At 57.5% G+C, this 14,051-nt stretch carries 11 protein-coding genes and 2 pseudogenes; 6 read left to right on the top strand and 7 right to left on the bottom strand.

The annotated features are described in order from the left end of the window. Positions 1–129 precede the first annotated feature (129 nt). The 3 genes and pseudogenes from ALC15_RS11025 to ALC15_RS11015 all read left to right on the top strand — a co-directional run bounded on the left by ALC15_RS11025 (position 130) and on the right by ALC15_RS11015 (position 2,893). Positions 130–1,238, top strand: a pseudogene (locus ALC15_RS11025) (electron transfer flavoprotein subunit alpha/FixB family protein). An 11-nt stretch (positions 1,239–1,249) separates the two neighbouring features. Then, on the top strand, positions 1,250–2,557 hold the full coding sequence (locus tag ALC15_RS11020) for an FAD-dependent oxidoreductase (RefSeq protein WP_050627320.1): 1,308 nt from the start codon (positions 1,250–1,252) through the stop codon (positions 2,555–2,557). 39 nt (positions 2,558–2,596) lie between these two features. Then, complete coding sequence (locus ALC15_RS11015; RefSeq protein ID WP_050403054.1) at positions 2,597–2,893, top strand: ferredoxin family protein; 297 nt, start codon at positions 2,597–2,599, stop codon at positions 2,891–2,893. 167 nt (positions 2,894–3,060) lie between these two features. On the opposite strand, the pseudogene ahpD reads toward ALC15_RS11015, so the two are convergent. The 7 genes and pseudogenes from ahpD to ALC15_RS10990 all read right to left on the bottom strand — a co-directional run bounded on the left by ahpD (position 3,061) and on the right by ALC15_RS10990 (position 8,865). Continuing rightward, positions 3,061–3,607, bottom strand: a pseudogene (gene ahpD / locus ALC15_RS11010) (alkylhydroperoxidase, AhpD family). 17 nt (positions 3,608–3,624) lie between these two features. Next, positions 3,625–4,167, bottom strand: a complete 543-nt coding sequence (locus ALC15_RS11005) for a peroxiredoxin (protein ID WP_050627319.1) — start codon at positions 4,165–4,167, stop codon at positions 3,625–3,627. A gap of 7 nt (positions 4,168–4,174) precedes the next feature. Continuing rightward, complete coding sequence (locus ALC15_RS43260) at positions 4,175–4,453, bottom strand: hypothetical protein (RefSeq protein ID WP_128089490.1); 279 nt, start codon at positions 4,451–4,453, stop codon at positions 4,175–4,177. Between the two features lie 593 nt (positions 4,454–5,046). Further along, on the bottom strand, positions 5,047–5,640 hold the full coding sequence (locus ALC15_RS41810) for a DUF2478 domain-containing protein (protein ID WP_128089489.1): 594 nt from the start codon (positions 5,638–5,640) through the stop codon (positions 5,047–5,049). Next, positions 5,624–6,820 (bottom strand): molybdenum ABC transporter ATP-binding protein, encoded by a 1,197-nt coding sequence (gene modC, locus ALC15_RS11000; protein WP_200914661.1) that lies wholly within the window; start codon positions 6,818–6,820, stop codon positions 5,624–5,626. Before modC ends, ALC15_RS41810 begins: the two co-directional genes overlap by 17 nt. After that, positions 6,817–7,344, bottom strand: a complete 528-nt coding sequence (locus tag ALC15_RS46080) for a hypothetical protein (RefSeq protein ID WP_244486022.1) — start codon at positions 7,342–7,344, stop codon at positions 6,817–6,819. Before ALC15_RS46080 ends, modC begins: the two co-directional genes overlap by 4 nt. A gap of 450 nt (positions 7,345–7,794) precedes the next feature. Next, a complete protein-coding gene (locus ALC15_RS10990; RefSeq protein ID WP_094193814.1) occupies positions 7,795–8,865 on the bottom strand; it encodes a cytochrome-c peroxidase in 1,071 nt (356 codons plus the stop codon). A 2,688-nt stretch (positions 8,866–11,553) separates the two neighbouring features. Here ALC15_RS10990 and ALC15_RS45440 point away from each other — a divergent pair. The 3 genes from ALC15_RS45440 (at position 11,554) to ALC15_RS10970 (ending at position 13,987) form a co-directional block, all read left to right on the top strand. After that, positions 11,554–11,769, top strand: coding sequence for a hypothetical protein (locus tag ALC15_RS45440; protein WP_128089488.1), 216 nt, complete (start codon positions 11,554–11,556; stop codon positions 11,767–11,769). 502 nt (positions 11,770–12,271) lie between these two features. After that, complete coding sequence (locus ALC15_RS10975; RefSeq protein ID WP_128089487.1) at positions 12,272–13,555, top strand: hypothetical protein; 1,284 nt, start codon at positions 12,272–12,274, stop codon at positions 13,553–13,555. Positions 13,556–13,741: 186 nt separating this feature from the next. Beyond that, positions 13,742–13,987 carry a hypothetical protein gene (locus ALC15_RS10970; RefSeq protein ID WP_244486021.1) on the top strand — a complete coding sequence of 82 codons (246 nt, stop codon included), beginning with the start codon at positions 13,742–13,744 and terminating at the stop codon, positions 13,985–13,987. Positions 13,988–14,051 lie beyond the last annotated feature (64 nt).

The raw sequence follows: 14,051 nt of genomic DNA, 5'->3' as shown, positions 1-14,051 counted from the left end.
CGGTTTGCACTAAGCGGGCCCGGCAGCCGAGCGGCCGGCCACTTGCTAATCAGAACTGATCCTCAGTCAACTGAATCTACATACAAACCTGTGGCGCGGGCGCGCGTATTCTTGAGGGGACTTAAAACCATGAGCAATGTCACCAAAACGGCAGCGCCTGCGGCGGCCGGCCGGGCAGCAGCCAAGAAGGAGCTGCCCGAGCACTTTAAGGCCTACAAGCATGTCTGGGTTTTCGTCGAGCTGGAGCGCGGCCAGGTGCATCCGGTTTCCTGGGAGCTCATGGGAGCGGGGCGCAGGCTTGCCGACAAGCTGAAAGTGAATCTCGCCGCGGTCGTTGTCGGCCCGGAGGGGCAGTCCACCCGTAACGCCGCGCTTGAATCCTTTTGCTATGGGGCCGATCTGGCCTATTTCGTGAGCGACAACGTTTTGGCGGATTACCGTAATGAATCCTATACCAAAGCGCTCACCGAACTCGTCAATATCTACAAGCCAGAGATCCTGCTGTTGGGCGCGACAACGCTGGGGCGCGATCTCGCGGGTTCCGTGGCGACGACTCTGTCAACGGGACTCACTGCCGACTGCACCGCGCTCGATGTCGACGCCGATGGTTCTCTTGCGGCGACGCGTCCGACCTTTGGCGGCTCGTTACTCTGCACGATCTATACCTTGAATTATCGTCCGCAGATGGCAACAGTGCGCCCGCGGGTCATGCCGATGCCGGAGCGCGTCGAACGTGATGCTGCCCGTATCATCGTCCATCCACTCGGCCTTGTCGAAGACGATATTGTCACGAAAGTTCTGTCGTTCCTCCCAGATCGTGATTCCGAGACATCAAATCTAGCCTATGCCGACGTCGTGGTTGCGGGTGGCTTGGGACTGGGATCGCCTGAGAACTTCCGGCTGGTGCGCGAGCTCGCAACTCTTCTTGGCGCTGAATATGGCTGCTCGCGTCCTCTGGTGCAGAAGGGTGGGTTACGTCTGATCGGCAGATCGGTCAGACCGGCAAGACGATCCGGCCAAAGCTCTATATTGCGGCCGGTATTTCCGGCGCGATCCAGCACCGGGTGGGTGTCGAGGGGGCGGATTTGATCGTCGCCATCAATACTGACAAACGTGCTCCGATCTTCGACTTCGCCCATGTTGCGATCGTCAGTGATGCCATGCAATTGCTGCCGGCGCTGACGGCGGCATTTCGCGCTCGGCTCTTGCCGAATTCGCGCGCCCGGATCGCGGTCTAAAGGAGATGATGATGATTGAAGAGAGGTTCGATGCCATCGTGGTAGGAGCCGGTATGGCTGGTAACGCGGCGGCGCTGTCCATGGCCAGGCAAGGCATAAAGGTGCTGCAGCTCGAGCGGGGCGAATATCCTGGATCGAAAAATGTGCAGGGCGCAATCCTCTACGCTGACATGATGGAAAAGATAATTCCCGAGTTTCGCGAAGAGGCGCCGCTCGAACGTCATCTGGTTGAACAACGGTTCTGGATGATGGATGACCGCTCGCATGTCGGGATGCATTACCGCTCGGACGACTTCAACGAGGAGCGGCCGAACCGTTACACGATCATACGCGCGCAGTTTGACAAATGGTTCTCGTCAAAGGTGCGCGAAGCCGGCGTGACCTTGCTCTGCGAGACGACTGTGACGGAGCTCGTACGCGACGAGCGTGAAAGAATTGTCGGCGTTCGTACAGATCGCCGCGACGGCGAAATACATGCCGATGTCGTCGTGCTCGCTGAAGGGGTCAATGGTCTGCTTGGGACGCGCGCGGGCCTGCGCGCGCGGCCGACACCCGATAACGTTGCGCTCGCCGTCAAGGAAATGCACTTCTTGCCTCGCGAGACTATCGAAGCGCGCTTCAATCTTAAGGGCGACGAAGGCGTTGTAATCGAGGCGGCGGGCACCATTTCCCGCGGTATGACCGGAATGGGTTTCATCTATGCAAACAAGGAGTGTATTTCGCTCGGCATCGGTTGTCTCGTCGCGGACTTCCAGCGCACCGGCCTGACGCCCTACGGCTTGCTCGATCAATTCAAAAGGCATCCCTCTGTGTTGCCTCTGCTAGCAGGTTCCGAAGTCAAGGAATATTCGGCGCATCTCATCCCTGAAGGAGGCTACAAATCGATCCCGCAGCTCTACGGGGAAGGCTGGGTGGTCGTTGGCGATGCGGCGCAACTCAACAATGCCGTTCATCGCGAGGGGTCCAATCTCGCGATGACCTCAGGTCGCATAGCGGCCGACGCGATCGGCCTGGTTAAATCGCGCGGCGAGCCGATGACAGCGACAAATCTGTCGCTCTACAAGAAGATGTTGGACGAGTCCTTCGTCATCAAGGACCTCAAGAAGTACAAGGATTTGCCGCCCCTGATGCATACTCACTCACAAAACTTCTTTCTCACTTATCCGCAGCTCATCTCTAAGGCAATGCAAAACTTTGTGCGGGTCGATGGTACGCCCAAGGTTGAGAAGGAGAATGCGACCTTGAAATCCTTTGTCAAGGCGCGCTCATGGACCGGTCTGTTCGGCGATGCATGTCGTTTTGCGCGAGCCTGGCGCTAATTGTCAACAGTGTGAGTTCCAAGTATGGAAGGACAAAGCATGGATGCCGAGCCCTCGGTGCGCGTGGAAGACAAGCTGTATTACAACCGCTACCTTGTCGACGTTGGTCGTCCGCACGTCAAGGTTCGCGCACACACGTCCCCATCGCCGCAGCTAGTCGCGCTTTTGAAAGCGTGCCCCGCGCGATGCTATGAGCTGAACGATGAGGGGCGGGTCGAGGTGACTGTCGACGGCTGTATCGAGTGCGGTACCTGTCGGGTGATCGCTGAGCCCACCGGCGATATCCAGTGGAGTTATCCGCGCGGCGGATATGGGGTGCTGTTCAAGTTTGGCTGAGGGTAAGGTGAGGATGGAACGAAGCCGTGGTACGAACCGCCCCTTAGCGTCGGAATATTTGCATATTCGCGCGTCACGGAGCAATTCGAGCTAGGCACGTTTCAAGGTAACAGGTGTGGCGATGCGGAACGGCGCCCCACCCTTTCGATCGGATGGCAGAGGAGAAATCAGCCCGTTGCCTCGGATGAGCTCGGCCGAGCGGCCTCGATTGCAGTCGCCACTGACTGGACGATCGCAGCAGATCGCACGGCGGAGAGGATCACTCCGGAGCTGACGCCCGCAGCTCGCAGTGTCTTCTCGTGGGCATCGATACAAGCACCGCAGCCGTTTATGGCGGACACAGCAAGCGACCATAGCTCGAAATCAGACTTGTCAACACCTGGACTGCCAATCACGTTCATGCGCAGCCGTGGCGGCATCGTCTTGTATTCCGGATTGGAGGCGAGGTGAAGGAAGCGGTAGTAGACATTGTTCATCGCCATCACAGCGGCGGCGGATTTCGCTGCGGCGATCGCCACGGGCGCATGACGGCGGCCGCGGCGGATTCCATTGCGGCAATTACGTCTGCATTGCGGGTGGCAATTGCGCTCGCCAGCAGAAGCCCGTATTGCCGCTGCGGCGAGAGTGTCTCATCGGCTATCAGGGAAGTCAGATTGAGCCGGACGCCTTGGCGAAATCGGGGATCTTTTCGTTCAACTGTTCAATCGACGACATGCTGCCTCAAGCGACCTTCAGACTTCGCCGCCGATTTCGCGATTGCAGGGACAGAGCTCGTCGGTTTGGAGAGCGTCCAGCACGCGCAGTGTGTCCTTGGGGCTGCGTCCGACGTTGAGATTGGTCGCGTAGACGTGCTGGATCGTGTTGGCGGGGTCAACAATATAGGTGTAGCGATACGCGACCCCTTCGGGGGAGCGCACACCAAGGCCATCGACCAAGGTCCCCTTCGTGTCGGCAAACTGCCAGATTGGCAGATTTTGCAAGTCGACATGTGAGCGTCGCCACGCAAGCTTGCAGAACTCGTTGTCAGTCGAGCCCCCCAGTATCACTGCATCGCGGTCAACGAATTCCTTGGAAAGCCGGGCAAACTCGGCGATTTCGGTCGGACAGACGAAGGTAAAGTCCTTAGGATAGAAGAAGATGATCTTCCATTTTTCTGGAAAGCTAGCTTGGGTCAATGTCTCGAATGCACTCTGCCCATCTTCTTCGTGCGCGTGAAAGCCAGGCTTCACGCCTGTGATCTCGAACGGCGGCAATTGACTTCCAATTCCAAGCATGCGGTCCTCACACTTTTGTTTTCCGGACATGGTGACCACGCTGCTGAAGCAAACGATATGCCATCAGTTTCAAGAGCCGATTGTCCCTAGTTACGCCGCGCAGCGGCTTGGCTGCAGATTTCCCCTCGCGCATTAAGCCCGCTCGAAACGGCATGAGCTCACCAAGCTGCAAGGATTTGCCGCACCTGAAACGGGAATGATAACCGACCAGGCTCGCGGCGGCGGCAACGAAGGCATGACGTCTACGTAGCGTCAGGTTGTAGAGTTTCAATCGTACATAGGGCATGGCTCTGAGGCTTCGTGAGCACGCGGAGAGGCTTCAGTATGTCAGGTCCTTTTATGGTGCGCGGGAGTATGTTCTGTGCAGGTACGACCCGGTTGGTTGTAGCTAATGTGAGACGTAAACTGAAGGGTCGAGACAAAGCAGAATCTGCAGTGCCAATAGCAGATCCGGGGGGGGGCCAGCGGCAATGGCGCGGCCCGCTTCCTGTCGCGATGTGCCGCATGCGGCCCTAGCCGGGTGGGTGGCCAAACGCCTTGCCTTTCGAATGACAAGTGTCTGGCTTTCGTTTCTCTGGGTTGTTTTGGGGGTATCCAGCAAGCACCTATTGCCTTGGAAGCCGGAGTGCCCTCTGCGGCAGCCAGGGCCGGGCAGATAAGAGTGATGCATGTGCCCAGAGAGGAGCGCGAGGACAGTCGCTTTTGTTCAATTTGGCGTGCTTTGCGAACGCTCCGATTGCGGACGTTTAATCGGCGTAATGCATCATGGTGTTTCGTAACGAGGAGCGGAGGCCCGAAGCTAAGGCTGTTTTCAGAGACGGCGAAGGAACCCGACGGGCTATTTCGGAGCGGACGTATCCGCTGGTCGTATAGTCGTCATCAACGCTCCGGTATCATAGTGCCTAAATAGCCGCGGCTGGGGATGAAGGCCCAGCTGTGCCCTAGGGGCGAGCGGAAATCGCGCCACCATCGCTGAACGATTTGGCGATCGCAAAGTAGCAACGTGCCAACATCACCTGTGCAAGTTCGCCGGGCGGCAAGGCATGTAACTAGAACGGCTATCATAGGTGGTACGCCACGGCCAATTGGGTTAGCGAATTCGGCGCGCAGGCTGCCGCCAGCTGCTTGCTGCCGGCAAAATGTGCTCGTCGCGAGGAGATTGACCAGGTGGCGAAGCGCTCGGGGAACGATAGCTGCGGCCTTCGCAAGTCCACTTGTATCGAGCTTATAAGACAAGACTGCGCTGCCGACTTGCTCGCAAATTGAGATTTGTTGCCCTGACGTAATGTCCCCTGCGACCAAGCAGGGCGTACCGTGTGCGCCCGTCAAACGTCGCCGGATGATGCCGCCGACGCGTACGCCTCGCCGCGTGAGATCCTGGGTCAAATTGGCCTGCTGCATATCTACATTGTCTGGCCAGTCGAACACGGCCGTAAAATGCTGCGGATCTATCTCATCAAGATTGCCGCTCACTGTCGTACTCCGATTGCTGTTCGTTTCTCGTATCGGCGCTCGTCTGTCGAACGCCTCCTGCTAATGTGGAAGGCCTTACGAGCAACCGCTCTGGGACTACGACCGGCAAGGCGCGCGCGACCTCGGCGAATACGTCAGTGCCATTGCTGAGCCGTAGCGCATCAAAGGAGCGACGCGGGATGCGGGCCAGAAGCGGTACGCCCGAACGGCCAGTTTCGAGAGCCAGGACCAAGGTGACCTCGGCATCGTCGAACGGCAGAGAAGCCTTGATGCGTGCCGGAAAAACATTGAGCATAGAGCTGGCGCGCGGCGGCTCGCAAGCGATGCTGACATCGTCGGCTGCGACGCGCAGCCGCAGCTGCGCGCCCGGCCTAAGAGGCGCTCCAGGGATCAACAGGCGCGCTCCTTTGAGGCGGAGGATGACGAGCCCATAGCGCCCGTCATAGCCGCCGACCACGGTATCAAGGCAGACCGCCGCATCGCCGCGCGCGGCAAGCGCCGGGGCGCTCTGAACGACATTGAGTGGCCCGGCCGCAGTCACAATGCCATCTTTCATCATGACGAGATGATCGGCAAAGCGCTCGATGTCAGCCATGTCATGGCTGACATAGATCATGGGCAATGGGAGCTTTTCCCGCATGAGATCGAGAAATGTCAAAATTTCGCATTTGGCGGAGCGGTCGAGCAAAGTGAGCGGGTCGTCAAGCAAAAGTAGTCGAGGTTGTGCTAGTAGCGCACTGCCCAGGGCAAGGCGCTGTCGCTCGGCGCCAGAAAGATGCGATGGCGAACGCTCGAGCAGTGGGGTAAGGGCGAGCAATTCGACCACCCCGTCAAAATCGATCAGTGTCGGTTTCGATTTCGATGCGTTGAACAGAAGGGTACGCTTGACGGAAAAATGAGAAAAAAGAATTGGGCGCTGGAATACATAAGCGACCGGACGCAGATGAGGCGGCCGAAACGTCGTTTGATCTTGCCAAATCTCGCCATCGATTGCGCAAAATCCACCCGGTAGACATTGCACGCCGGCGATGCAGCGTGCGACCGCGGTCTTGCCGCAGCCAGGCGGGCCGAAAATTGCCGTGACGCCTTTCGCAGGTACGCTAAATTGGGCCACTAACGGGATGTTTGCGATAGAGCCGTTGAAGGAAAATTCGATAAAGCCAGGTTTTGCTTCTCTCACGTGCCCGCGCCTGTGATGTATCTTTCTACCAAGATCACGAGCAGAATCGCCGCGATCACCATGCCACCGAGAGTCCAGTCTGTTGCGTTCCAACGCGGTGTCTCCTCCCCAAGGGGGCCATAACGCGTGGCTGCGGCATTACAGATCGATGGTGTCACGATAAGCGGCTTGTTGAGTATCTCCGAGCCGTCGATGATCGAGGCAATCGGACGCTGCCCTGCGCGCTTGCCGATCACGCAGGGAGAGCCAAATTCCAGCATCGTGGAATGCTCAGCCGGCTTGGCCGGGTGGCCGAGGGTGTTCGTTGCAAGCTGAATTGGCGCCGCTTGTGATGTTTGACGGGAAGGCTGTCGGCTCGCGCCAGAGCTCAAGATTGGCTCTGCGGCCGAAATCCCCTCCCATGACGCCATAGTTTTGGTAGCAGATGTGAAGGCTACGCCGGCGCCCCAAATCGTGGCTTCTGCGCTCCCGGGTGCGAGCAGCATCAACGTCAGATCGATCAAGATCAACCGGATAAGCCTCATCTTTGACTCCGCGTCCGCTGCGGCCGCCTTCTTCGCGCCAGCACGTTAATCCTTGCCCAGCAATCCGCGTGCCGTTGCTGGGAATATGGTGCGCGGCTGGCGTGACAAAGGGGCTTCGCATCGGTCTCCGCCCGACGTCAAAGATGGTGGTATCTTATGGTAGGGATTTGGACGCTCGCGTCATCAACCGCACATGCAGGGCGATGAGATGGAAGCTGGGCGGGGTACCATCGTCGCTTGCGCTTTGGAGATGGTGCGTTGGCGAACGGGCGACCGTCAAACTCGTTAATAACGCATAAAGCGATATGATCCAGTTTGTCAGACCTGATCCCCCGGAGGAGAAGGTCGGCTCATTCGCAAGCTGGGGGGCTTGACTTGGCTGTCTAGAAGCTTTCGTGCTCGAGCTCCTGCGTTCTCGCTAATCACACGGAGTGTCGCGATCGTGACAGCCTATTTGTCTAAAGAGGGCCTTGGGGTGACGTTGGTGCGCGTGGGCAGTATCGGATAGTCGATCTTCGGAAACTGCCCGGTAAGCGAGTTTAGAAAGGCGACAATTTCGTCAGTTTCTTTGTCGCTCAGCTTTATACCGAGTTGAACCTCACTCATTACGCCAACCGCTTGTTTGAGGCTCCAGACCTGACCGGAATGGAAGTAGGGAGACCGCAATGCAACGTTACGCAATGGCGCGGAGCGGAAAACATACTCATCGCTAAGATTCTTAGTGACGGCAAAACGTCCCCTATCGTCTCTCGGAAGCAAGTTTGCGGCGGGCCTTTCAATCACGCCGAACGGGAAGTAATCCTGTCCACCGACATTAATTCCGTTGTGGCAAGAGGAGCATCCCTTTTCGATGAATAGCTTTAGCCCGGCTTTCTGGTGGTCACTGAGAGCATATCCATCGCCCTCAAGGTACTGATCGAAGGGGGCGGCGGGTGTGATCAAGGTCGCCTCGAAGGCCTCGATGGCCTTGGCAAAATTTGCAAAGGTAACGGGCGCCGCATCGTTGGGGAACGCCTTACTGAACATAACGACATATTCCGTCATTGAGTTCAACGTGCTGAGCACGCGATCGGGCGTCGCATTCATTTCGACTCCGGCCTGGATAGGTCCCGCGGCCTGCGCCTTGAGGTCTGCCGCGCGCCCGTCCCAGAACTGTGCCACGTTGAAGACCGCGTTGAAGACGGTTGGCGCGCGACGTGTACCCTGTTGCCAGCGATGACCGATCGAAGTCGGACCGGCATCTACCCCGCCCATCCCAACGTTATGACACGTGTTGCAGCTAATGACCTCGCTCGCCGAAAGCCTCGGATCGAAGAACAAGAATTTGCCAAGGATGACCTTTTCGTGAGTGATCGGGTTGTCCTTCACCGCTGGAACCATTGAGGGGATCGGCTTGAATAGTCGCCTGGCGGCGCTCATTAGATCATCATTGGCACCTGCCGCTGACGAAACCAGAATGGCAATAGCCACGACAAATAGCTTGCCTACGATGTCAAGCCGGTCTGCCGCTGTTTTCCTCATATTAAGCCTCGTTCGTCGTAGATCATGCAATCGCGAACATAGAGCGGTGCGCGCGAGTCAGTCCGTCCGAAGAACGACTCGCAGCAATCAACGACGAATGATATCTTCAGCGTTGCGGCTAGGCTGCGCCCAGCTCACGCGCCGAGTAGCAACGGCCGTGCCAACGGGGCTCAAGGTCGAAGCCGCTGAGCTGTGGTCGAGCAGTTGCAAACCTGGAATAGCAGCAAGCAATCCAAGCCTGCGGAATCCACGGTAAGATCATTGGCTCGGACGACGAATAAGCCAGCCGACTCGGCGACAACTTCTTGCCGATCGTCCCGGCGGGTGTCCTTTGCTGCGCCTTCAATCTCAACACCAAGCCGAGCGATCACCGACCAACACCAGTGACGTATCGTACACTGCACCGGTGAAGCGTGCAGCTGGCGGGAGTTCGTCCACAATGCGGATGTGCCTGTCTTAGGGCGTATTTTTGCTCGCTGGACGCTCAAAATGCTTGAATCGATCGTAGCGTCAGGTTGTAGGCATTGCGAAGTAGAACTCTCGCACCAGGGAACGCCACATTGGGAACCAGCTTCGCGAATGTCACAAAGGCTGGAGCGCATTGCGCGCGCAGCAAAGCGCAGCCGACCTCTCGGTCTTCGCAGTGAACGTGTTGCGCGTAGTGAGACGATGATTCGTGAGACCGTAATGATTGCGGCGGCGCCACGACGGCTGCTGCCGCCTGGTTCCTGGTAAACGGATGATGCTCGTTGGGAAAATAACAATAGTGAAGGATATGCGGCTTAAGAAGGGTTTGGTGAATCAAGAGCGACGAATGGGGTGGACTTACAATGCGCACCGCTGCGCAACTACCCTTGCTGCGATCACGATCGCAGCCATGTGGTGCACAGGATACGCTTGCGCGCGAGATCGGCGGGCCGAAGAAGTCCTCACGTCGTGCAGACCAGACGTGATGCGCTTTTGTGAGCGCTTCACAGGACGGAGGGATGTAGACGCAGCCATGTTTTGTCTTAGAGACAATTTCAAAAGCTTGGGCGTCGAATGTCGCCGCGCGTTGCCAACCGCGGCGGACAGAAACGGCGGACCGAAACGACGCCTCAATAGGGTTCCGATCGTCCTTCATCGAGAGTGAGCCGTCCGAGCAGAGGTTACAGAGGTTGACGCACGGTGCCGTGTTCCAGGCTGATTGGCGCCGGACTTTGACCAGCTTGCTGTTCGAAAGTCTATCGTGCTGGAACGTCACGCTGCCGAGTCGGAGCTCATCCAACTGCGGCACTGGACTTCGAATGACCTCGTTGGGCGATCGACTGGGCCACCACGCGTGTTACGAGGTCATGGTGCGCTCTGAGGTTCGATGCGTTACTACGGTGGTTGCCGGCGCTGCAGTCCGTTCGTGGGACAAGGCAACCGCGAAGTTGCCGCCGTCTGGCTGGAAATGGTCCGACGAACGAATCCGGTTCAACGACGGAAGTCGTCAGGCCGCACATCGTTCAGGAATCCGTGTTGTCCATTAATATGGCGTTGTTGTCGCCGACCTAGCATTTCCAGCAGGCGACTAGATCGACTATGCCTGGCAAAAGATCGCCGGAATGCCCGCGTTGGGCACATTCGATCGCGCTCTTCCAGATATTGTCGCCTTTAAATTATGGTTGGGCTGGAGAGTGCGAATCGAGCCGAGAAACTGCTGAGGTTAGCTCCCAGTCGAATTCGAGAAGGAACTGCTCGATGCCATTGCGGCGTTTTCGATGGGCGCTTCAGAGGGGCCGCTTGGCGGGGGCGTGGTGCTCTTGGTCGAACTGACTTTAGGGTTCAAGGCCAAAGGAAACGTCGTCGACAAAAGCCGCTCAAAGGCAGACAGCTGTTCGAGCAGGCGCTTCTCAATGCTCTTGCGCTCTGCGTCAGATAGGTCCGTTTTAAGCAACCGACGGCAGCGCCAGATCTCGTTCCGCAGCCACCTGATCTCACTCAATCTATCGTCGATCGAAGTCATTGCAGATGTAGTTCACTTTGCCATTCGGAGCATTACGCACGCGGATCGTCATGAGCACCGGTGCCGCCGCATTCATGTCGAATAATTCCGTCTGAGGCTTGCGACTTCCCACCCGTTTCTGCGCAGATAGTGACGAGCAGTTCGATTGGTACAAGGCTCCTGTTAATCGATATCACCTTGCGGCCCGCGTCTGACAAAAAATCGTGGCAGTTCCATGGGTTTTCACTGCGCCCTGATGGCGTATCTTGCACAATTCCTGCGCTCTACAGTGTATTTGTGCGTATCAGATACCAAGGATGGTGAGATGTTAAATCACGTCCGGCATTAGGTGGCTTTAGCGTGAGCTGGTAAAGCATGGCGCATGTCGCGAAGGTCTTTATGGCACCGAAACCTACAAGCGTCCGGTGCCTTTGTTGATTGTTCAGGCTGGGCGCGACCTGAGGGCCCTCATCCACAGCATGGGAAATGGCATGGCGGAGATGTTCTCCCTATGGGGAAGGGTGGTGCGGGCTTGACCGCGAACGACGGCGCTCGCGAACCGATCAAACAAAGCGCATGAGCCCAGGGGTGGAATCTCAGCAATCGACGGCAAATGTGGCTGGACGCGGTGTCGAGCTGAATAACCACTTCGCCGGAATCGTTGCAATCGATATCCGCCTTATACAATCCGCCTGCGCATCAGGAGGACGATTTACAGCTTGAATCTTACGCTGCGACAGGTTGTAGACTCGCCGATGCATCAACACGAAGCTCAGGATGGGGCGCGCGTCGACGGCTCATTGGCAAATCGAGATGAGGAGGGGAATGGCTTGCTGATTGCCAACCTTGTTCGGGCGATGGCCGGGAAGGGCAGTTGCACCATCGCCACGGGAGCGCTGGGCCAACCATTGTATCAAGGGCTGGCAATGAAATGAAACGGGCAGCAAAATGTGGTTGGCCACAACTGTAATCACGTTTTTAGTCGCGCAGGGCAAGTGCGCAGAGTGAACAGCCCGGCGCTCGCAGGCAGATGCTCCAAAGAGCATGGACGGTTAATATCCAGCCAGAGGCGATGACTGCTTGCATATAGCCGCAGGGTGCTTCGATGAAAGCTCGGAAGGTCTTATGTCCGTTCAAACTAGTCTCACGACGGCGTTAAGCGAAATCGATCGCGCTGTCGGCATTGTTGAATTCTCGACTGCAGTCGTGAGGCGCGACAAGCAACTGTGCAAGGCGGACCTGCCAGTGTTTCTGCAACAAGCAGCCGTTGAGTTTCAATCCAGATTTCTACCGAGTTTCGAGGAAAGCATCCGTGCAGAGAAATCGTGGGGCTATGCGACGACATGCAATGCGGTGAGCCGAAGGGCTGGAGGTCAGGCGGGTCGGGATACTTGCGAGAGAATAGCCTCTCGCGTGTCGCAGCTGGACCATGTTCTGATGAAGAAGATCGGTATCAGGGCGCTTTCCATATTTGCGGCATCCTTCGGCAGGCACGCCAGGAGAGCGGAATGTCGCCAAGGGGCTGTCCGAATAGCCAAATTTTGTCGCGAGGAAAGCAGATCGCTTCAAGAATTGAACAATCTCAGCCTGGCAGGGCTGATAAACGGCTTCAGCAAGTGGCCGGAAGGGAGTGACTTTCGACAGGCCGCGGTTGCAATCGCGGGCGAGGTCATCCGCCGAGCGGGCCGCCACCATCAGCTCTCTGAATTTAGACAGCAAGGGTTGGTGAGCCTGGTAAACGGATTTAGCAAATGGCCAGAAGAGGCGGCCTCGCGCCAAGCCGCGGCCACGCTTGCATTGGAAATCTTGCGGCGCCCCCGCCGGGTCGCCGATTTCGCTCAGCAGGGGTTGGCCATCCTTGTGAACGGTTTTAGCAAGTGGCCTGAGGAGTTGCCCTGTGGTCAAGTCACCGTCGCGGTTGCAACCGAAGTGCTGGGACGTGCGACGCGGTTCCACGAGTTTAGCGAGCAGGATCTGGCGAATTTGGTGAATGGCTTCAGCAAATGGCCAGAGGAGAATGCATCTCGTCAGGCAACATTTGCGATCGCAAGTGAGCTCCTACGCCGTGCCGTCCAGCTTCCGGATTATACCCAGCAAGGATTGGTGAACCTGGTGAACGGGTTCTGCAAATGGCCTGAAGATGCGACTTGTCGTAGGGCTGCGGTCGCGATCGCCGGTGAAGTATTTTGCCGTGCTGCCCAGCTCCCCGATTTGACTCAGCAGGGGCTGTCAAACCTGGTGAACGGTTTTAGTAAGTGGCCAGAAGAGGCCGCGTCTCGCCGAGCCGCGGTCGCACTCGCTCGCGAGGTCCTGCGCCGCGCCGCTCAGCTTTGCGAGTTCTCACAGCAGGGACTTGCGAACCTGGTCAGCGGCTTCAGTAACTGGCCGGACGAACTGCCGTGCGGTCAAGCGACCGTCGTGCTCGCAGGCGAGGTCCTTCGCCGCGCGGATCGGAGGACGGAGCTCTCGGATTTCACTACCCAGGATCTCAGGGGCCTGCTGATCGGCTTCAACAAATCGCCACAAGAAAGTGTCGCTCGCCAGGCCACGATCACGATCGCCAATGAGATCCTTGGGCGCGGTATCAGGCTCTTTAATTTTACCAAGCTGGAGGCAGACAATTTGCTGTGCGGCTTTAGCAAGTGGCCGCACGACGCCGCCGGGCAAGGGAGGGTGACTGAGATCATCAGGCAGCTGCAACTCGCGGCTGAGACTGCGTAGGCCCTGAGAGGAGAAGCGACGTTAGCAGATGAGGCGATCGAAGAAAGAAAGCACAAGCTAGCGGTGTTTGATACTCATGGGGCGATGCCATGGCACGACAACCCGGAACAATGAGAGGTGTCATAGCTCTATCGGCGACGCTATATTGTACAATATTGAGCGACTAATCAGAAGGACGTGGATTTCGTGAGTCAGGCTGAAAACGACGTCGTCGAGCATATGCTCTCATCATTGACGATCAGCTTGTTTCAGAATCGTATCGCGCCATCCGACGAACAGGTGATGTATCATTTCGGGCTGGCCTGCGAAAGAGCGGGGTTGATCGCGACGGAAGAGGTCGCAATACGGATATTGAAGCGCGTGTCGTGCGAGATCAACCAAGCGCAGTCGGTGCTCGAGTTCGTTGGTCGCGGCGAGGGTTGGCTACACTGAGCGCAACGTAAAGAAACTCGATGCCGACAGTGATGGGCAGTGTCTGTTCGGACTCGGGAGGGAC

Origin of the sequence: Bradyrhizobium viridifuturi (assembly GCF_001238275.1) — a bacterium.
In the GTDB taxonomy this organism is placed as follows: Bacteria; Pseudomonadota; Alphaproteobacteria; order Rhizobiales; family Xanthobacteraceae; genus Bradyrhizobium; species Bradyrhizobium viridifuturi.
This window is presented reverse-complemented; position numbering and strand designations above follow the sequence as displayed.

Bases quoted from the DNA above. Each gene is read 5' to 3' on its own strand.
- ALC15_RS11020 (WP_050627320.1), top strand. From the start codon at position 1,250: ATGATTGAAGAGAGGTTCGATGCCATCGTGGTAGGAGCCGGTATGGCT.
- ALC15_RS11015 (WP_050403054.1), top strand. From the start codon at position 2,597: ATGGATGCCGAGCCCTCGGTGCGCGTGGAAGACAAGCTGTATTACAAC.
- ALC15_RS11005 (WP_050627319.1), bottom strand. From the start codon at position 4,167: ATGCTTGGAATTGGAAGTCAATTGCCGCCGTTCGAGATCACAGGCGTG.
- ALC15_RS43260 (WP_128089490.1), bottom strand. From the start codon at position 4,453: ATGCCCTATGTACGATTGAAACTCTACAACCTGACGCTACGTAGACGT.
- ALC15_RS46080 (WP_244486022.1), bottom strand. From the start codon at position 7,344: ATGAGGCTTATCCGGTTGATCTTGATCGATCTGACGTTGATGCTGCTC.
- ALC15_RS10990 (WP_094193814.1), bottom strand. From the start codon at position 8,865: ATGAGGAAAACAGCGGCAGACCGGCTTGACATCGTAGGCAAGCTATTT.
- ALC15_RS10975 (WP_128089487.1), top strand. From the start codon at position 12,272: ATGAAGAAGATCGGTATCAGGGCGCTTTCCATATTTGCGGCATCCTTC.